General features: G+C 40.1%; 16 protein-coding genes. 10 read left to right on the top strand and 6 right to left on the bottom strand.

What is annotated here, in order from left to right; all coding sequences use genetic code 11:
• Positions 1 to 74 precede the first annotated feature (74 nt).
• Both FPK91_RS08305 and ettA read right to left on the bottom strand, forming a co-directional pair.
• Entirely contained in the window at positions 75 to 1,220 is a 1,146-nt protein-coding gene (locus FPK91_RS08305; protein ID WP_144210370.1) for a hypothetical protein, read from the bottom strand.
• A gap of 540 nt (positions 1,221 to 1,760) precedes the next feature.
• Entirely contained in the window at positions 1,761 to 3,428 is a 1,668-nt protein-coding gene (gene ettA / locus FPK91_RS08300; protein ID WP_144210368.1) for an energy-dependent translational throttle protein EttA, read from the bottom strand.
• A gap of 188 nt (positions 3,429 to 3,616) precedes the next feature.
• Here ettA and glyA point away from each other — a divergent pair, with 188 nt between their 5' ends.
• The 9 genes from glyA to FPK91_RS08255 all read left to right on the top strand — a co-directional run bounded on the left by glyA (position 3,617) and on the right by FPK91_RS08255 (position 11,254).
• The gene (glyA, locus tag FPK91_RS08295; protein WP_144210366.1) at positions 3,617 to 4,873 is read left to right on the top strand and encodes a serine hydroxymethyltransferase; all 1,257 of its coding nucleotides are present in this window, start codon (positions 3,617 to 3,619) and stop codon (positions 4,871 to 4,873) included.
• A 155-nt stretch (positions 4,874 to 5,028) separates the two neighbouring features.
• Complete coding sequence (gene nrdR / locus FPK91_RS08290) at positions 5,029 to 5,478, top strand: transcriptional regulator NrdR (RefSeq protein WP_144210364.1); 450 nt, start codon at positions 5,029 to 5,031, stop codon at positions 5,476 to 5,478.
• A 120-nt stretch (positions 5,479 to 5,598) separates the two neighbouring features.
• A complete protein-coding gene (gene ribD, locus FPK91_RS08285) occupies positions 5,599 to 6,753 on the top strand; it encodes a bifunctional diaminohydroxyphosphoribosylaminopyrimidine deaminase/5-amino-6-(5-phosphoribosylamino)uracil reductase RibD (protein WP_144210362.1) in 1,155 nt (384 codons plus the stop codon).
• A gap of 64 nt (positions 6,754 to 6,817) precedes the next feature.
• Positions 6,818 to 7,474 (top strand): riboflavin synthase, encoded by a 657-nt coding sequence (locus FPK91_RS08280; RefSeq protein ID WP_144210360.1) that lies wholly within the window; start codon positions 6,818 to 6,820, stop codon positions 7,472 to 7,474.
• A gap of 117 nt (positions 7,475 to 7,591) precedes the next feature.
• On the top strand, positions 7,592 to 8,695 hold the full coding sequence (gene ribBA / locus FPK91_RS08275) for a bifunctional 3,4-dihydroxy-2-butanone-4-phosphate synthase/GTP cyclohydrolase II (protein ID WP_144210358.1): 1,104 nt from the start codon (positions 7,592 to 7,594) through the stop codon (positions 8,693 to 8,695).
• A 121-nt stretch (positions 8,696 to 8,816) separates the two neighbouring features.
• Positions 8,817 to 9,296: a 6,7-dimethyl-8-ribityllumazine synthase gene (gene ribH / locus FPK91_RS08270; protein ID WP_144214265.1), complete on the top strand. Its 480-nt coding sequence runs from the start codon at positions 8,817 to 8,819 to the stop codon at positions 9,294 to 9,296.
• A 14-nt stretch (positions 9,297 to 9,310) separates the two neighbouring features.
• Positions 9,311 to 9,715, top strand: a complete 405-nt coding sequence (gene nusB, locus FPK91_RS08265) for a transcription antitermination factor NusB (protein ID WP_144210356.1) — start codon at positions 9,311 to 9,313, stop codon at positions 9,713 to 9,715.
• A 91-nt stretch (positions 9,716 to 9,806) separates the two neighbouring features.
• Complete coding sequence (thiL, locus tag FPK91_RS08260) at positions 9,807 to 10,763, top strand: thiamine-phosphate kinase (RefSeq protein WP_144210354.1); 957 nt, start codon at positions 9,807 to 9,809, stop codon at positions 10,761 to 10,763.
• The gene (locus FPK91_RS08255) at positions 10,763 to 11,254 is read left to right on the top strand and encodes a phosphatidylglycerophosphatase A family protein (RefSeq protein WP_144210352.1); all 492 of its coding nucleotides are present in this window, start codon (positions 10,763 to 10,765) and stop codon (positions 11,252 to 11,254) included. Before thiL ends, FPK91_RS08255 begins: the two co-directional genes overlap by 1 nt.
• A 148-nt stretch (positions 11,255 to 11,402) precedes the next feature.
• Here FPK91_RS08255 and recN read toward each other — a convergent pair whose 3' ends face one another.
• From recN to barA, 4 genes are all read right to left on the bottom strand, one after another.
• Complete coding sequence (gene recN / locus FPK91_RS08250; protein WP_144210350.1) at positions 11,403 to 13,064, bottom strand: DNA repair protein RecN; 1,662 nt, start codon at positions 13,062 to 13,064, stop codon at positions 11,403 to 11,405.
• Between the two features lie 127 nt (positions 13,065 to 13,191).
• Positions 13,192 to 14,157, bottom strand: a complete 966-nt coding sequence (locus FPK91_RS08245) for an AEC family transporter (protein WP_144210348.1) — start codon at positions 14,155 to 14,157, stop codon at positions 13,192 to 13,194.
• Positions 14,158 to 14,279: 122 nt separating this feature from the next.
• A complete protein-coding gene (locus FPK91_RS08240) occupies positions 14,280 to 14,894 on the bottom strand; it encodes a YjaG family protein (RefSeq protein ID WP_144210346.1) in 615 nt (204 codons plus the stop codon).
• Positions 14,884 to 17,715 carry a two-component sensor histidine kinase BarA gene (gene barA, locus FPK91_RS08235; protein WP_144210345.1) on the bottom strand — a complete coding sequence of 944 codons (2,832 nt, stop codon included), beginning with the start codon at positions 17,713 to 17,715 and terminating at the stop codon, positions 14,884 to 14,886. Before barA ends, FPK91_RS08240 begins: the two co-directional genes overlap by 11 nt.
• Before the next feature lie 101 nt (positions 17,716 to 17,816).
• Here barA and rlmD point away from each other — a divergent pair, with 101 nt between their 5' ends.
• On the top strand, positions 17,817 to 19,157 hold the full coding sequence (gene rlmD / locus FPK91_RS08230) for a 23S rRNA (uracil(1939)-C(5))-methyltransferase RlmD (protein WP_144210343.1): 1,341 nt from the start codon (positions 17,817 to 17,819) through the stop codon (positions 19,155 to 19,157).
• The last annotated feature ends 154 nt before the right edge of the window (positions 19,158 to 19,311 follow it).

The raw sequence follows: 19,311 nt of genomic DNA, 5'->3' as shown, positions 1-19,311 counted from the left end.
AAAACCACTTAGTGAGTCACTAAATGGTTTTTTATGGTTTAATTTAATAGCTAATTACAAAACTGATTAAAGAACTAATCAAAATTCTTTTCTTGCTCTTTGTTAGAGGCTTCTATTCCCATAAAATATTCATAACCTTTAGCTTGAAGGCTCTTTTTTTCTTTATCTTGTGACTGGCTAGCTTGTTTAGGCTTCATCTTCATGGTTTGTTTTGTAGATTCTTTACCTGGTAAAGTCACTAAGTCATTTTGAACACTTCCAGCATTAAAGTTGTAATTAAATACACCATTACCTTGGATGAATTCTACACTCGACTTATCATGGGTTTGATATGACGCTAAAATACCATGTTGACCTAATGGCACTTCATGGAAAAGTTCTTTGCCTGTGCCAATTTTTACCCCATCAATAAACCACTCAGCAGCAACGTTACTGACTAAGGTAATCATCGCTGATTTTAGCCCAAGTTTTTCGTTAATCAGTGAGTCGATTTTACTGTTATAAGATGGTTTAAATGCCATTTTAATTTTGTAGTTTAAATTACCGCTCATGTTCATGCTGGCATCAATGACATCATATGAAAGCAACACACTTCGATCATTCAAAAATGGGTCTGTTTTAATGGTATTGGTAACGATGTAATTTTCAGAGTCTTTTAGGCAATCGTTAATAGATTGAAATTTAGAACATAAAGTCGAACCGTCTAAATCAACCGATTGAACAGTATCTGGTTTTGATACATCTGCGATTAAACGCTTAGTAATATCACTTTTAAGCGAGGCCAATTGCTCGTCTTTATCTGTGCGTTTACTATTAATCGTATCGTACTCAGCCATAATCATTTTGTACTCTCGACGTAATGACTTTCCGTCAATATCGTATTTAGTTTCAAAGCGATCAATTTTAAGTACCAAAGCCTCGATTTCTTCATAATAAGCACTGATATTTGAGCGAGATAATATTTTGGCTGGCAACTTTGATATGACATGGTCATATTCAGTTTTTTTGCTTTTGATTTCGACGCTTAATGCGTGGTAATCAGATTCTTTTTTCTTATGAGTCGATAACTTGTCATTTGCAGAAATAAGTAAGCTGTCAATGTTGTACTTTTGCTCAATTTCTTCAAGTGCTTTGGTTTCACTACTTGTGATGATCTCTAAACCAAATGAGCTGCTTGCATAAAAGCATAAAAACATAAAAGTAATTCGACTATATCTCACTGATTTCTCCGTTTTTATTTAATTTTCTGGTGAATAGCATCTGTGCTATTGCAAATGGTCAACAGTAAAATAATCCGTCAATAATTTTATAGTACTTAAGTTAATTTGTCTTTACAAATAGATTGTTGGTTTTGAGGTGTTTTTTGCACATAGTTAGTAGCTTTGTGATGTGCATTAGCATTGTTAAATTTTCGAATTAGGATGATTTTGACAAGGAGTTGATTAAGTGTCTGTTAATAATGCTTAAATGTCATATTTGATCATGGCTATACTTGCTGACAGATTAATTTTATTTGCCAGTTTTGAATGTATTAGTCAGATAAATAAAATAGAAAGTGAAATGCTTATTTAAGATTGTTTAATACTGTCATTTTTAGGGCGTTGGACATGAAAGAAGGTGGAATATACCTTGTCTTTATCACTCTAAAGGGGTTTGAATACCAAATCAATAATGCCCCTTTATAGAGTTTTCTAAGTTAAATAGGTTCTATAAAGAGGCATCAACTTTGCGAATTAATAATCTTAAAACCGCTTCAAAGATTATTTAGCGATACGTTTGTACTTCAAGCGATGTGGCTCAATAGCTTCTGCGCCAAGATTTTCTTTCATCCAGGCAGTGTATTCAGTGTAGTTACCTTCATAGAAGTTAACTTGGCCTTCATCGCGGTAATCTAGAATGTGTGTTGCCACTCTATCCAGGAACCAACGGTCATGAGAAATAACCATGGCACAACCTGGGAATTCTAATAAGGCTTCCTCTAGTGCTCGCAAAGTTTCAACATCCAAGTCATTGGTGGGCTCATCGAGTAATAGTACGTTGCCGCCAGCTTGTAATAGCTTAGCTAAATGAACACGATTACGTTCACCACCTGAAAGAGTGCCAATGATTTTTTGCTGATCGCCACCACGGAAATTAAAGCGGCCAACATAGGCACGACTTGGAATTTCAGTATTATTGATCCGCATGATGTCTTGACCATCGGAGATTTCTTGCCAGACAGTATTCTTATCATTCATTGAATCACGGAACTGTTCAACAGAGGCAATCTGAACTGATTCACCGATTTCAATGCTGCCAGAATCTGGTTGTTCTGCACCAGAAATCATCTTGAACAGTGTCGATTTACCCGCGCCGTTAGCACCAATAATGCCGACAATCGCGCCTTTAGGCACAGCGAAGGTGAGATTATCAATTAATACTCGGTCACCGTATGACTTAGTCAGGTTATTTACTTCAATAACCTTATCGCCTAAACGTGGTCCTGGTGGAATGAATAATTCATTGGTTTCATTTCGTTTTTGGTAGTCATTAGTGTTCAATTCTTCAAAGCGGGCCATACGTGCCTTGCCTTTAGATTGACGACCCTTTGCCCCTTGGCGAACCCATTCTAATTCTTTTTGAATGGTTTTTTGGCGTGCGCTTTCAGTAGATGATTCTTGTTGCAGGCGAGCATCTTTTTGCTCAAGCCATGAAGAGTAGTTACCTTCCCATGGAATACCTTCGCCACGGTCGAGCTCTAAAATCCAACCTGCTGCATTATCCAAGAAGTATCTATCATGGGTAATGGCAACAACGGTGCCAGTGTAATCTTGTAAGAAGCGTTCAAGCCAGGCAACAGATTCTGCATCCAAATGGTTGGTTGGTTCATCAAGCAGCAACATGTCTGGCTTTTCTAAAAGAAGACGGCATATTGCCACACGGCGGCGTTCACCACCTGAAAGCACTTCAATTTTTTCATCCCAATCAGGCAGGCGTAATGCGTTTGCAGCGCGCTCTAATACCATTTCAAGATTATGGGCATCTTGAGATTGGATGATGGCTTCTAGTTGACCTTGCTCTTTTGCTAAGGCGTCAAAGTCAGCATCAGGCTCAGCATAAAGTGCGTAGACTTCATCAAGACGGGTGAGGGCATTTTTAGCTTCACTAACCGCTTCTTCAATCGCTTCACGTACTGTTTGCGATTCATCAAGTTTAGGTTCTTGAGGAAGATAGCCGATTTTAAGGTCTTGCATCGGACGCGCTTCACCTTCAATTTCAGTATCTAAACCAGCCATGATACGAAGCAAGGTAGACTTACCTGAACCGTTTAAACCAAGCACACCAATTTTGGCGCCAGGGAAAAAACTCAGTGAAATATCTTTGAGGATTTGTTTCTTAGGCGGAACAATCTTTCCTACCCGCAGCATACTATAAACGAATTGAGCCATTTTTAATGTTCTTCAGTGACCAATGATGATGATAATTCTACTTTATTTTTCTTTGAACTCAAATTATGGATTAGCTTAATTAATGAGACTTGCCAAATAATTTCATGTTCTAAATGCTGGGATTGTGACTCAGAGCAGAGTAGAATACCGCGCAACCCTATAGATAAGAACTGATGTTGGAGACACCAATGCTAAAGAAAGCTATGAATATCGCGGATTACGATCCTCAACTGTTTCAAGCCATTCAAGATGAAACTCGTCGCCAAGAAGAGCATATCGAGTTAATTGCATCAGAAAACTATACCAGCCCGCGTGTTCTTGAAGCACAAGGTTCACAGTTAACCAATAAGTATGCTGAAGGTTATCCTGGAAAGCGTTATTACGGCGGTTGTGAGCATGTCGATATTGCTGAAGAATTAGCTATCTCTCGTGCAAAAGAATTATTTGGCGCAACATACGCTAACGTTCAACCACATTCAGGCTCTCAAGCAAACTCTGCAGTATTTATGGCGCTTTTAGAAGGTGGCGATACTGTTTTAGGTATGAGCTTAGCCCATGGCGGTCATTTAACTCATGGTTCACACGTGAGCTTTTCTGGTAAATTATACAATGCAGTTCAATACGGTATTGACGAAACGACGGGTAAAATTGATTACTCAGAAGTTGAACGTTTAGCTGTTGAACATAAGCCTAAAATGATTATTGCTGGCTTTAGTGCATATTCTGGCATCATTGATTGGGGCAAGTTCCGCGAAATCGCTGATAAAGTGGGTGCTTACTTATTCGTTGATATGGCACACGTTGCAGGCCTTGTGGCTGCGGGTATCTACCCGAACCCACTGCCACATGCACACGTTGTTACAACGACTACCCATAAAACACTTGCAGGTCCTCGTGGTGGTTTGATTCTGTCAGCTATCAATGACGAAGCTATTTACAAAAAGCTTAACTCAGCAGTATTCCCTGGTGGTCAAGGTGGCCCGTTAATGCACGTTATCGCTGCTAAAGCGGTTGCATTTAAAGAAGCATTAGACCCAGAGTTCACCACTTACCAAGAACAAGTCGTTGCTAATGCTAAAGTGATGGCGAAAACCTTCATTGAACGTGGCTATGACGTTGTTTCTGGTGGAACTGATAACCACTTATTCTTACTTGATTTAATCAGCAAGGATATGACGGGTAAAGATGCTGATGCTGCTTTAGGCAATGCAAATATCACTGTGAACAAAAACTCAGTACCTAATGATCCACGTTCTCCATTTGTTACTTCTGGTTTACGTATCGGTTCTCCTGCAATCACACGTCGTGGTTTCACTGAAGCTGAATCAATTGAGTTAACTCACTGGATGTGTGATGTATTAGATGATATTTCTAATGAAGCAACTATCGAACGTGTTAAGGCTCAAGTACTTGAATTATGCGCTAAGTTCCCTGTTTACGGTTAATGACATCGTAGATTGATGGCATAGCCAATTATCTATTTAACTAAACAGGATAATCTTTTCGATAAGGTTAACCTTATAAAGTAAATAGGATAAACTTAAATGGTCGTAAGTACTCAGTACTTACGACCATTTTGTTTTTATTTTCAGGAGCGGATATGCATTGCCCATTTTGTAGCGCGACAGATACGAAGGTTATTGATTCACGATTGGTGGCTGACGGCCATCAAGTGAGACGTCGTCGGGAATGTACCGAGTGTCATGAACGTTTTACCACTTTTGAAGGCGCTGAGTTAGTCATGCCTCGAGTGATTAAACAAGATGGCACTCGTCAGCCGTTTGATGAAGATAAATTGCGAGGCGGCATGTTACGTGCTGTTGAAAAACGCCCAGTTTCAATTGATCAAATTGAACAAGCGTTAACTAAAATCAAATCGACACTTCGAGCGACTGGTGAACGAGAAATTGATTCAGCCATGATCGGTAACCTGATGATGGACCAACTGATGATTTTAGATAAGGTTGCTTACATTCGTTTTGCATCGGTTTATCGTGCATTTGAAGATGTCTCCCAATTTGGTGAAGCTATTGCCAAACTGCAAAAGTAATCCTAGCTAAATTCTGACTGCTTATTGCCATTTTTCATTATCGTGCAGTCATCTGAATTTATTAACTGTTTTCAGCAGTGATGTATTAGCATTACTGCTTTTGAGTTTTAGAAGGTCTGTATGCCTCAATGGTCAACGTTTGATATTGAAATGATGAGCCTTGCGATTTCTTTAGCTGAAAAAGGTCGCTACACCACACGCCCAAATCCAAATGTGGGTTGTGTCATGGTCGTTGATGGTAAAATTATTGGGCAAGGTTTTCATATCAAAGCAGGCGGCCCTCATGCTGAAATCCATGCTTTACAAGATGTTGAAGCCCGTCAATTGCAGCACCTGCTCCCCAAAGCCACAGCCTATGTCACTCTTGAGCCTTGTAGTCACTTTGGACGAACGCCGCCATGTGCTAAAGCATTAATTGAAGCTAACGTTGCTCGTGTGGTTGTTTCGCAGATGGACGCTAACCCGCAAGTGTCGGGAAATGGTATTCGCATGCTTGAAGCTGCTGGTATTAAAGTTGATGTTGGGCTATTGACTGAATCAGCAAGTAAATTAAATATCGGCTTTATGAAGCGGATGACCACAGGATTTCCTGAGGTTACTGTGAAACTTGCGGCCAGTATTGATGGTAAAACGGCGTTATCTAATGGCGTATCAAAGTGGATTACAGGGCCTGAAGCTAGAGCTGATGTTCAAAAACTTAGGGCGCGTCATTGTGCTCTTGTTACCGGTGTAGAAACGATATTAGCCGATGACCCGTCACTCAATGTGCGCTATGAACAGCTGGGATGTTTAACTGACAAGTTATCATTCGAAGATGTTAAGCAACCTTTAAGAGTCGTGCTCGACAGCAGAGCAAGGCTTACTAGCAACTTTAAGTTGTTTAGTATTGAAACCCCCATTTTACTTGTTTCTTGTGTCGACTATCCGACTAAAGTGAGCCAAGAATTTAACAATCATGTTAGTTGTATCACTATTGGCGCAAATGCCGATGGACGAGTCGATTTACATGCGTTATTTAGTTACTTAGGTAAACAGTGTAACTCCGTTCTGATCGAAGCTGGCGCCTGTTTAGCGGGCAGTGTTATACAGAATAATTTGGCTGATAATCTTTATTTATACCAAGCAATGAAAATATTAGGTAGCCATGGTCGTAATTTGATGCAACTAGATGATTATCAAACTATGGAACAGATTCCTGATGTAGAATTAGTTGATTCGCGCAGGGTTGGTGCAGATCAACGCATGATTTTTAATCTTAATTCGCCAGCGAGTTAAGCTAACGCAATTCTGTCTATAAGTTAATGCTAAGCGTGGCTTATAAGATAACAAGTGAGTGAATATGTTTACCGGGATTATTGAAGCACTAGGATCATTGAGAAAGATTGAACGTAAAGGCGATGATATTCGTCTTACGGTTGCCAGTGGCAAGCTTGACTTATCTGATGTGAAATTGGGCGACAGCATTGCAACTAATGGTGTTTGTTTAACCGTGGTGCAATGCCTTGCTGATGGTTATGTCGCAGACGTATCGGCTGAAACTGTCGCATTGACGGGTTTTGCTAAATATAACGTTGGCCAGAAAGTAAACCTGGAAAAAGCGGTCATGCCTACGACGCGTTTGGGCGGACATATGGTTAGTGGCCATGTTGATGGTATCGCCACCGTTGAACAACGTTTGGTACGTGGGCAAGCTATTGAATTTTGGCTGGCAGCCCCTGCAGAATTATCTCGCTATATCGCTCACAAAGGCTCGATAACCATTGATGGTGTAAGCTTGACCGTTAACGAGGTTGATCATCATCGATTCAGACTAACGATTGTGCCGCACACCGCATCAGAAACCACTTTATTAGCTTTACAAGCGGGTCATAGCGTCAACATTGAAGTTGACCTTATTGCACGTTATTTAGAACGTTTAATGAAAGTAGAAGAAAAATCATCCTCGAAGGGTGGGGTCACAATGGAAATGTTGGCAAGCGCTGGATTTATGCGATAACTCTTTGTTTTTTTTAGAACGTGATTCCACAATATAAAAACTTAATTAGCACAATATTAACCAAGCATATTTACTCTATATCGCTGATATGGGCATAACAATATAAAGGTCTTTGCAATGGCATTACATACTATAGAAGAGATCATCGAAGATATTCGCCAAGGTAAGATGGTTATCTTGATGGACGATGAAGACAGAGAGAACGAAGGTGATCTTATCATGGCGGCTGATAAGGTCACGCCTGAAGCCATTAACTTTATGGCGACTTTTGGCCGTGGACTGATTTGCCAAACGATGACGAAAGAGCGTTGCCAGCAGTTAAATCTGCCTTTAATGGTGACCAATAACAATGCTCAGTTCTCAACTAATTTTACTATTTCAATTGAAGCTGCAACGGGTGTGACTACGGGTATATCTGCTCATGACCGCGCTGTAACAGTACAAGCCGCTGCAGCGAAAGATGCTAAAGCTTCTGATTTAGTGCAACCAGGTCATATCTTTCCACTGATGGCAAAAGATGGCGGAGTATTAACTCGCGCCGGTCATACAGAAGCGGGTTGTGACTTAGCGCGTTTAGCCGGTTGTGAGCCATCAGGTGTAATTGTTGAAATCTTAAATGATGATGGCACCATGGCGCGTTGCCCTGATTTAGAAATTTTCAGTAAAAAGCACGGCATTAAAATGGGCACAATTGCGGACTTAATTGAGTATCGCAATACCAAAGAAACCACCGTTGTGCGTGAAGCTGAATGCAAGCTACCTACTCGTTTCGGTGAGTTCAATATGGTGACCTTTAGAGACACTATTGATAACCAACTTCATTATGCTTTGGTTAAAGGTAACGTTGAAGCTGATTGCTTAGTGCGAGTGCATTTACAAAACACCTTTAATGACTTATTGCACTCTGAGCGCGACCAAAAACGCAGCTGGCCACTTGAAAAAGCAATGGAACGTATTGCCAATGATGGTGGTGTCTTAGTGCTATTGGGTAACAGAGAACACTCAAGTGATATGCTCGCAAAAGTGAAAGCTTTTGAAGCTGAAGACAATGGACAAGCTCCAGCATCAGCGAAGTGGGAAGGAACTTCTCGCCAAGTTGGCGTAGGTTCACAAATTCTTTCAAGTTTAGGTGTGAGCACCATGCGGTTACTAAGTTCGCCTAAGCGGTACCATTCTCTTTCAGGGTTTGGTTTAGAAGTAACTGATTATATTGCAGAATAATTCACTAACTTAGTGAAGTTAACATTTATCAATAATTGCACAGGACTCAGGGCATTTGGCTGTGGTATTATACCGCCACTTTTGCCCAGAGCCGGGTGCTTTAGCTAATTTAGGTAAGATAATGATCGTAGTTGAAGGTAATATCGAAGCAAAAAATGCCAAAGTGGCGATCGTAGTATCGCGTTTCAACAGTTTTCTTGTTGAGAGTCTGCTTGATGGCGCATTAGACACACTAAAACGTTTAGGTCAGGTAAATGACGACAACATTACTGTTGTTCGTGTTCCTGGCGCTGTTGAATTACCACTTGCTGCACGTCGAATTGCTGCTAGTGGAAAATTTGACGGTATTGTTGCACTTGGTGCAGTGATTCGTGGTGGTACTCCGCATTTTGATTTAGTTGCTGGTGAATGTAACAAGGGTCTTGCTCAAGTCGCTTTAGAGTTTGATATCCCAGTTTCATTTGGCGTTTTAACCACAGATACCATCGAGCAAGCAATTGAACGCTCTGGTACTAAAGCTGGTAACAAGGGCACAGAAGCTGCACTTGGTTTACTAGAAATGGTTAACGTTCTGCAAGAATTAGAACAACAGTTAGTATAGTAGTAGGAAAAGTAATGAAGCCTTCAGAGCGCCGCAAGGCACGCCGTTTAGCTGTTCAAGCTATTTATTCATGGCAGTTAAGCAAGAACAATGTTGCTGATGTTGAACATGAATTTTTAACTGAGCAAAACATTAACGGTGTTGATGTAGCTTATTTTCGTGAATTGCTATCAGGTGTAGCCTCGAAAGCAACTCAACTTGATGATCTGCTAAAGCCTCATTTAGATCGTGATATTGAAGATGTATCACCAGTTGAGAAAGCCATTGTGCGTTTATCAGCTTATGAATTAACGTATCGTAAAGATGTGCCTTTTAAAGTGGCCATCAATGAAGGTATCGAATTAGCGAAAGCGTTTGGTGCTGACGATAGTCATAAGTTTGTCAATGGTATGCTAGATAAGCTTGTTACTCGTAAGTAATGAATAAAAACGGTATCTTCGGATACCGTTTTTATTTGTAATGCTTTTTCTACCAAACAGTAGGTGGGCGGTTATCCGTACCAGATGTATTGTGAAAGAATTCCAACTTATCGAACAATTTTTCCGTGATAAAGGTCAACAGCGTCGAGATGTGCATTTAGGCATTGGCGATGATTGTGCATTAGTGCAACCAGCGGAAAATAAATCAATTGCTATATCTTGCGATACCCTCGTTGAAAATATCCATTTCCTTCCTACGATGCCTGCACATGAGCTCGGTTATAAATCAGTTGCGGTTAACTTATCTGATCTTGCCGCTATGGGCGCAGATCCAGCTTGGATGACACTGGCACTTACGTTACCTGATGTTGATAATGAATGGTTAGCAGAATTCAGCCAAGGCCTTTTTGAAGCTGCTGATTATTACAGTGTCAGCCTCATTGGTGGTGATACGACTCGCGGGCCTCGTTGTATTAATATTACTATTCATGGCCAAGTTCCGACAGGTAAAGCCTTAACCCGCAGTGGTGCTAAAATTGGTGATTGGATTTACGTCACTGGTACATTAGGTGATTCAGCATTAGGTCTGGATATCTTGTTAGGTAACAAGGTTGTTGATGCGCAATACAAAGAATTTTTAATCAATCGTCATTATCATCCCACTCCACGAATATTAGCAGGGCAAGCTTTACGCTCACTTGCGACCAGTGCGATTGATTTATCTGATGGTTTATATTCAGATATTAAACATGTTTTAAAAGCATCGAATGTTGGGGCTATTATTGATGTTAATGAGCTACCTATATCGACATCATTACGTGAGTCTGCTGACGTAGATGAAGCGATTAGCTACGCACTTACAGGTGGTGAAGATTATGAGCTATTATTTACCGTACCTGAATCTCAACGTGGTGCTTTAGATATTGCGTTAATTCATTCCGGCGTCAAGTTTGTCAAAATTGGTCAAATTTGTGCTGGTGATAAATTACGCCTTGTTTCTGCAGGCGCTCCTTATGAGTTAGATATTAACAGTTTTGAGCATTTCTAATGAAGTTTATTTCTACTGATCCAGCCGTCCATAAATTAAGCCTTAAAAATCCAGTGCACTTTTTAGCATTGGGATTTGGTAGTGGCTTAGCGGCAAAAGCGCCTGGCACCTTTGGTACATTGGCTGCAGTTCCACTTGTCTACTTGATGAGCTTTTTAAGTTTAGAACTATTTATTGCGATTACCGTTATAAGTACGCTAATTGGTTTTTATATCTGTGATAAAGCTGCAACAGATATGGGTGTTCATGATCATGGCGCTATTGTCTGGGATGAAGTTGCCGGGTTAATGATTACTATGATCGCCGCGCCAGCAGGTTTGGTTTGGATGGTGGTGGGTTTTGCACTATTTCGCTTTTTTGATATTTTAAAACCTTGGCCAATTCGTTGGTTAGATGCCAAAGTCCACGGTGGTTTTGGTATTATGATTGATGATGTCCTAGCCGGTATTTTTTCGTTAATTTGTCTACAGTTGCTAGTTTATTTTTTATAACCATCAGCCATCAGCCATCAGCATTAGTTATGAATCTTAGGGGATGAATCGTTAACCCATTATTAATCTGAGATTATTACATCAAAAGCCCACTATATTAGTGGGCTTTTTTGTGGCTTTTAATGGGTTGACTAACGTATATCACGGGTTAGTTTTGAAGTAACTCTCTTGCATTAGCAAGGGTGTTTTCTGTAATCACATCACCGGCTAATAGCCTCGCAAGTTCATTGACTCGCTCTTGTTTATCTAATGGCTTCATATTGGTTTCAGTACCACCACTTTTAGTAAACTTGTTTACCAGCATATGCTGATGGCCATTGCCTGCTACCTGAGGTAAATGGGTAACACAGATCACCTGTGTTGATTGCCCTAAGCTACGCAGCATTCTGCCTACTACTGCAGCAGTAGGCCCGGAAATACCCACATCGACTTCATCAAAAATAAGTGTTGGCGTTGAGACTTTCTTCGCGGTGATCACTTGAATACCTAAACCGATGCGAGAAAGCTCGCCACCAGATGCCACTTTAGCAATCGGTTGCATTGGTTGGCCTGGGTTAGTTGTTATTAAGAATTCAACTTGATCACAACCTGATACTGATTGCAGTTCAGGATTGAAATTCACTGCGATACTGAATTTACCTTTAGGCATATTCAGCTCTTGAATTGATTGAGTCACTAACTTATTAAGTTCTTTGGCATAACGGTTTCTGCTATGGCTCAACTTCTGTGCAGTAACAATATAAGCTTGTTTACTGTCATCGACTTGTTGCTGAATTTCATCGAGTCGGCTAGCGTCACTATTTAGCTCTTTAAGTTCAGCGGTTAGGCTTTGATGATGTGCAAACAGCTCTTCAGAGCTGACGTGGTGTTTTCTCGACAACTGCATTGCTTTAGATATGCGCTGCTCTAAATAAGCAAAGTGTTCAGGATCGAGTTCTAAGCGACTGAGATAATCCTGAATCTCACTGCTACTTTCCTGAACTTGAATTAACGCTTCATTGAGCATTTGAGGAATATGACTGAGCTGAGGATCAAACTCTTTTAAGTTGTCAGCAAGGCCAACAACGCGATTTAGCAGTGATTCAATATTTGCTTCATCATCTTCACTCAGTACGACTAAGCTGGATTGGCAGGTTTCAATTAACTCTGTACCGTTAGCCAAGCGTTTGTGCTCTTGCTCAATTTCTTCGAATTCACCCGCTTTAATATCAAACTCATCTAGCTCTTCAACTTGATATTGAACTAGCTGTTTTCTGGCAATTCGCTCTTGTTGATTCAGTTGTAACTGTTTAAGTTCATTTTCGATGAGTTTACAGCGTTGATAGCTTTTACTCACAGCATCAATGAGTATTTTATGATTCGCATAGCTATCTAATAAAGTAAGTTGATGCTCACTTTTTAGCATTGCATGATGTGCATGTTGACCATGAATACCAACAAATAATTGGCCTAATGATTTAAGCTGAGCTAAAGGTACTGGATTACCGTTGATGTAAGCACGAGAACGGCCATCGGCATTAATGGTTCTTCTGAGAATACATTCATCTTCAACATCAAGATCGTTGTCTTCAAGCCAGCGTTTAGCATAAGGGACGTCGTCTAGTGTGAAGCGAGCGCTAACTTCGGCTTTTGTTGCCCCAGGTCTTACGCTATTAGCATCTGAACGATTGCCTAAACATAAACCTAATGCATCTATAGCGATAGACTTACCGGCACCGGTTTCACCCGTTATGCTGGTCATGCCCGCTTTAAAGTCGAGTTCCAGAAAACGTACAATCGCGAAATTATTAATGCTCAATTGGCAAAGCATAATCAATCCTTGTGTGAATAATCATCAAACCACTGTATTTCCATACAGTTTACACTGTTTTTATATACAGTAAAGTACTGTTTATTTAAAAAGGACAGAGCTGTAAAAATATATATAAGATTAATTTTTAAGCGAATGAACTTAATAGCTTTTCTATTATGGGTAAGCTAATAAAGGTGGCAATAGTACTAATTAAAATGCACTTAGCACTTGATAGAGCGTAAGTTTGATAACGCTGAGCAAGTAAGTAAACACTCGCTGCGGTAGGTAATGCAGCAAGAATAACCCCCATTACGAGTAGTTGTTGTTCGACTTCAAAGTAAGTCAGCAGCCAGTATGCCAGTAGCGGGTGTATAACCAGCTTTAAAACATTCAGCACACTCATTTCTATAACGATGTTGTGCCTAACGACTTCAGGCTCAGTGCCGCCATGCATTGCTTTTGCAAGCACCATTCCAATGGCAAATAAGGCGCAGGGGCTTGATGTATTACCTATCAGTCGGAACATCATGCTGATGCTCTCAGGGACTGGAATCGTCAGTGCAGAAGCTATCACTCCGAGTAAGCAACCAATCACAATCGGATTTTTGATTAACGCATTTAACATGATTAATGCAGGGTGGCTTTTTTGGGTTTTATTGAGAGCAAGTTCCATGCTGACAAGTGCAAATGCAAACATGGTGACAGACAGTAGGCTTGCTATTGCGGCTGCGGTAATAGCATGGTTGTTACCAGGGTAAAGCATCATCATTAACGGAATGCCAATAAATGCCGTATTCCCAAAACTGGTGCTTAATCCTCTAATGGCAGCTAGGGCAGGTTGTTTCTTGTCAAAAATAGAGGAAATGACAACAGTAATGAAGTAGGTCGCTATCATGGCTAAGCCAAAGGCGAAAATAAAACCCCACTGTAATATTTCGTGAATATCAGTTTCAGCGAGTGCGATAAATAAAATAGCTGGGAAGGCCACGTAATAGACATATTCATTGATAGTAAAGTCAGTATCGTGGGGCAAGACTTTTAACTTTTGGACTATAAAGCCTAAAAGCATAATACCGAAAACGGCAATCAGAGGGGTTAGAATACTTGGCATCCCTCATTCCTTATATTAAAAGTGAATGAAAATGATTTAGCGGGTATTAAGTTATGAATAAGCCTGATGCAGCAAGGTCATTGAGTCAATCTTTTTGCATCAGGGGTAAGAAACTCTATTGTTTATTGCTGACTGCTAATACCAATATTTGATGCACCTGCATCGATAATTTCTTTACGTAGCTCTTTAATGAACTCAGGCGTTATCTTGGTTGTTTCTTCAATTACGTCTAATAACAGGCCTTGTATGTGTTTTTCTTCTTGCATTACAGGGTGATTAAAAACGAATTCTTCAACGGCATCTTCATTCATAATATTTTCGAGTTCTTCAACGCTTATGGCTTCAATGTAGTTAGCCACAGTACTCGAAGATAACTTGCTGACATTGGTAATATCTTCTTCTATTTTAGCTTGAATACCGCCTAATAGCGTTGATAAAGCCACTGCAGCATCCATAGCTGGATAAACACCGTAGGCTTCAAAATCGACAGGTTCTGGAGTATTTTCATCTAAACGTTGTAGATGGATATCATAATTAAACTTAAGCTTTTTGTCGTACTGTGATTGCCATAGTAAATCTAATACCGTACTTAAAACTTTAGGCTCACCAAATTCACATACTTCTGAAAAAAGTTGATAATTTGGCAACATACGCTGACATAGTGCAGTGGCAAAGAGTTGCTTTTGAGGTAAAGACAGCGCTTTTAAACGCTTAAAAAAACCGGGTTTATTGCTCATGGGGAACATCCGCTGATAACTGTGATATCACTTGATTTGCAGCTGATTCTACCTTAGTTAACTCGTCAAGTAACTCAAGTATTTCAGGTTCTAGGTCTTCAATGTTAGTTTTGTGCTTTAAAGACGATTCTATTTCTTGGCAAAGCTTTTGTGTATTCGGTACGCCGCAATAACAACTGGCGCCATGGAGCTTATGTAATGTTTGTAGCATAAGCTCACTATTGTTTGTTTTTAAAGCTTCATCAATGTTGGTAACACTCTCAGGCAAAGAGTCCACCAACATTTGTAGCATCTCTAGGGCTAAATCAGGTTTTTGATTAGTTTGCGCTAAACACAGCTCCCAATTAAGGGTATGCATATCAAAATGGGTAAATTTAGGTTTATTAATCCAACGATCAATAACCCCTTTTAGCGCAGCTTCATCGATTGGTTTTGGAAGGTATCCATCCATGCCACTGCCTAAAATTAATTCACGTTCTTCAGCGATAGCATGTGCTGTAACCGCAATAATGGGAGTATTGCGGTTTAATGAGTCCTTGCGGATAAGCTTCGTGGCCGTAATACCGTCCATTCCCGGCATTTGAATATCCATAAAGATGACATCAAATGCTTGTTGGTTAGCATATTTAACGGCTTCATCGCCATTATTGACCGAGATAACATTAATGACAATTTCTTTTAATAGCGTATCAATGAGCTTTAAGTTTGCCAAGTTATCATCGACCGCCAGCACGCTTAAATTTTTACGTTCATAAACCGCAGCAGGTAAAGATTCCGTTAGCAATGCTGTTTGAGTCGGTGGATGAATGAGCTGATTAGCCAGTTCATAATCACTGATGGGCATACTCAGTAATATGTCACTGTTTGGTCTCAGCGCATTGTTAAGAATTTCTTGTTGCTCAATACAGTCATGTAATAGCACTAAACAAGCAGTTTTTTGTCTAGCAAGTTTCAAATAACTAAGTAATTGTTCTTCATCATTGAAGCCATGGCAATTTAGTAAAATGTAATCGTAATGCACTTTATTTGATGCTATCGCCGAATCTAAATGGGCAATTTGTCCTACTGTGGTTAAGTGTAACCCCCAAGCTTCAAAACGACGATTAAGTGTATCGCGAGTTAGCTCTCTGGTTTCAAATAACAGGAGTGTTCTATCTCTTAATGATTCCAAGTGCAGTACTTCGCCAATGTGGAATTGGCTTAATTCAAGTGGCAACATGAACCAGAAGGTCGAGCCTTTGTTGGGTGTTGAAGTAAAACCAATCTGGCCGCCCATTTGATTAATCAGTCGTTTGGTAATCACTAAGCCTAAACCGGTACCACCAAATCGTCGTGAGATTGAAGAGTCAGCTTGGCCAAAAGCTTGGAATAAGTATTCTTGCTGGCTTTCATCAATGCCGATACCTGTATCAATAATTTCACATCTTAGGGTAATGTTTTCATCTTTTTGGCCAACCAGATGAATCTTAAGGATGACACTGCCTTGATCGGTAAACTTAATCGCATTACCCATTAAGTTAGTCATGATCTGGGCGACACGCATGGCATCACCGCTGACACTTTCTGGCACGTTGTCGTCAATATCAATCACTAGCTCAATATTCTTCTCTTGAGCAGCTCCAGCGACAATAGTAATGGTGTCGGATATGGTTTCACGCAGTGCAAATGGCATCTTCTCTAATACCATTTTTCCGGCTTCTAGTTTCGAGAAATCAAGAATATCGTTAATAATACCCAGTAAGTTAGTCGCACTGCGCTCAATAGTTTTTATGTAATCAAGCTGGCTCGAGTGCAACGGGGTTTTAATTAACTGCCTCGAAAACCCAATAACGCCGTTTAGTGGCGTTCTTAATTCATGGGACATGTTGGCCAAGAATTCAGATTTAATGCGACTGGCTTCAAGTGCACGCTTTTTCGCTAAATCGAGTTCAACGTTTTGAATCTCAATTTGCTCTAGGGTTTCACGTAAATCAGATGTCGCTTGGTCAATATTTTGCTGCATCTCATCATGGTATTCTGACAAGGAACTCGCCATGGCATTAATACCACGCTTAAGTAAATCAAGTTCGCCAATCAATTGTCCATCTAGGCGGGTATCCAATTTACCTTCTCGAATCTTTGCCACCACTCGAACCATCTCGGTGATAGGGTAGTTAACGTGTTTCACTAATCGGAAGGTGAAAAAGAGATTTAGTTGGACGCCAATTAATACAATTACAAAGGCGGCAATGGCAGCACGATGTTGTTCAAGAAGCGCGTTTTCTTTGTTCAGTAATATAGAGATGTAACCCAGTATTTGCTCACCTTCTGCATTGGTGATGATTTTATTACTGTCATAAGCAGGTGCAGCGGTTACGCTTTGACTGGGTTGTTGCTGATTAACACCGGTATACGAGATAATAGGTACACGAATAACCATACTATCTTCAATGGTTTCGTACTGACTCGCAGTGAGGGATTCAAGCGCTCTTTGATAGCGCATACTTTCAAAATCTTTGTGATAATGAGAGGTGACAAATAGTTGGTTCTCTACATTGAATATAGCAATTGAATGTATGAGTGAGGAATTATTTAATTGCGAGGCCGCTAATAATCTTTTACTGGCTTCTCTGTTCTCTGTGACTAGCCCAAACTCACTGGCGATAGCCAATGGCTCAACAATACTTCGGCCTTGATTGATTAAGGTTTCTTCTAGCTCATAAAAACGGTTTATGGTGAAGTAACTTCCAAGTAGAATACCCACCATGACAGTAGGAGCTAACGCAAGTACCAGTACCCATGAACGAAGGCTATATTTGGTCATGTTGTTAGCATTATTCATCGTGAAGTAATTATTCCTAAAGACTTTTTTCAATTATTGAGTCTAGATTGCCAGAAACAGAGCACTCTTGACCAGTAGTTTATTCAATACCTGAGGCCAAAATGGCACAATTTTTTAAAGCAAAACCAAACAAAACGAAACAACTTTCGGCCAAATTGAACCTAACGGTATCACAACTTGATCACCTAGGGGCGGGTATTGCACAACACGAAGGTAAAGTGGTGTTTGTTCCAGGTGCTTTACCGGGTGAAACTGTCACTGCGCAATTAATTGTGCAAAAGAAAAGATTTGCTAAAGCCAAATTACTAAAAGTACAAACACCTGCAGAAAATAGAGTCGCGACAAGATGTCCTCATTATCAGCAGTGTGGTGGTTGTGACTTACAGCATATGAGAATAGAAGCACAGCGTGAACATAAGCAAGATGCCTTAAAAACTTTAATGGGTAAGGTTGCGGTCAATATGGATGACAGTGTCATGACCGATAACGTTATCGGCGAGCAATGGCATTACCGCCGTAAAGCGCGTTTAGCGACATTATTCGATAAAAAAACAAAACACTTACAGTTAGGTTTTCGTGAATCGAGTACCAGTAACATTGTTGATATAAAACAGTGTGATGTATTAGCCAAAGCTTTGTCTGCTTTAATCACACCATTTTCTCAGGTACTAAATCAGTTACAAGCCAAGATGACATTAGGCCATCTTGAGTTAACTGAAGCTGAAAATGGTTTATTTGCAGTACTGAGAATAACCAAAGAGCTTAAACCTGCTGACGAAGAGCGTTTAAAAGAGTTCGCTTTGCAGCATAAGTTGCATTTGTTAGTACAAGATAATGAAGGCGAACTTCGATCGCTTGTTAATGAGGGCAACATTGATCTACCAAAGTACTCATTAGCCAATGATCAAGTTGCCTGTGAGTTTAGCCCTGGCAACTTTGTTCAAGTTAATGCCGACATTAATAAGCGCATGGTGGAGCAAGCTATCGATTGGTTAGCGCCGCAACAAGACGAACGTATTCTTGATTTGTTTTGTGGTGTGGGCAATTTCAGTCTGCCATTAGCAACTCAAGCTGCTGATGTTATCGGCGTTGAAGGTGTGCCTGAAATGGTGACTCAAGCGAAACAGAATGCAACTGATAATAATTTATCTAACCTCAGTTTCTTTCATGCCGACTTAAGCGCTGATTTATCTGAAGCGAGCTGGCTTGGGAAAATTGATAAGCTATTATTAGATCCTGCGAGAGCAGGCGCTTTTGAAAGTTTGCAGTGGTTATCAAAAATGAAACCTAAAAAAGTCGTTTACGTTTCATGTAATCCTGCCAGTTTGGCAAGAGACAGCCAAGTCTTGATTGATCAAGGTTATAAACTAAAAAAATTAACCATGCTAGATATGTTTCCGCAAACCCATCATATTGAAGCTATGGCTTTGTTTGAAATATAGTGAATAAATGTACTGCTTGAATAGCGGTAAATATGAGATGTTCAAGTGTTGCTTATGTAACATAACGACAATGTTTCTATTTGAAGTTAAGTATGCCCAATAACGACATGACTGATTGAAGAACACTATGTTGTTGAAGTTTTAAACTGAAACC

It is taken from the genome of Shewanella donghaensis (assembly GCF_007567505.1).
In the GTDB taxonomy this organism is placed as follows: domain Bacteria; phylum Pseudomonadota; class Gammaproteobacteria; order Enterobacterales; family Shewanellaceae; genus Shewanella; species Shewanella donghaensis.
The sequence above is the reverse complement of the archived record's forward strand: the minus strand, read 5'-3'. Positions and strand labels throughout refer to the sequence as shown.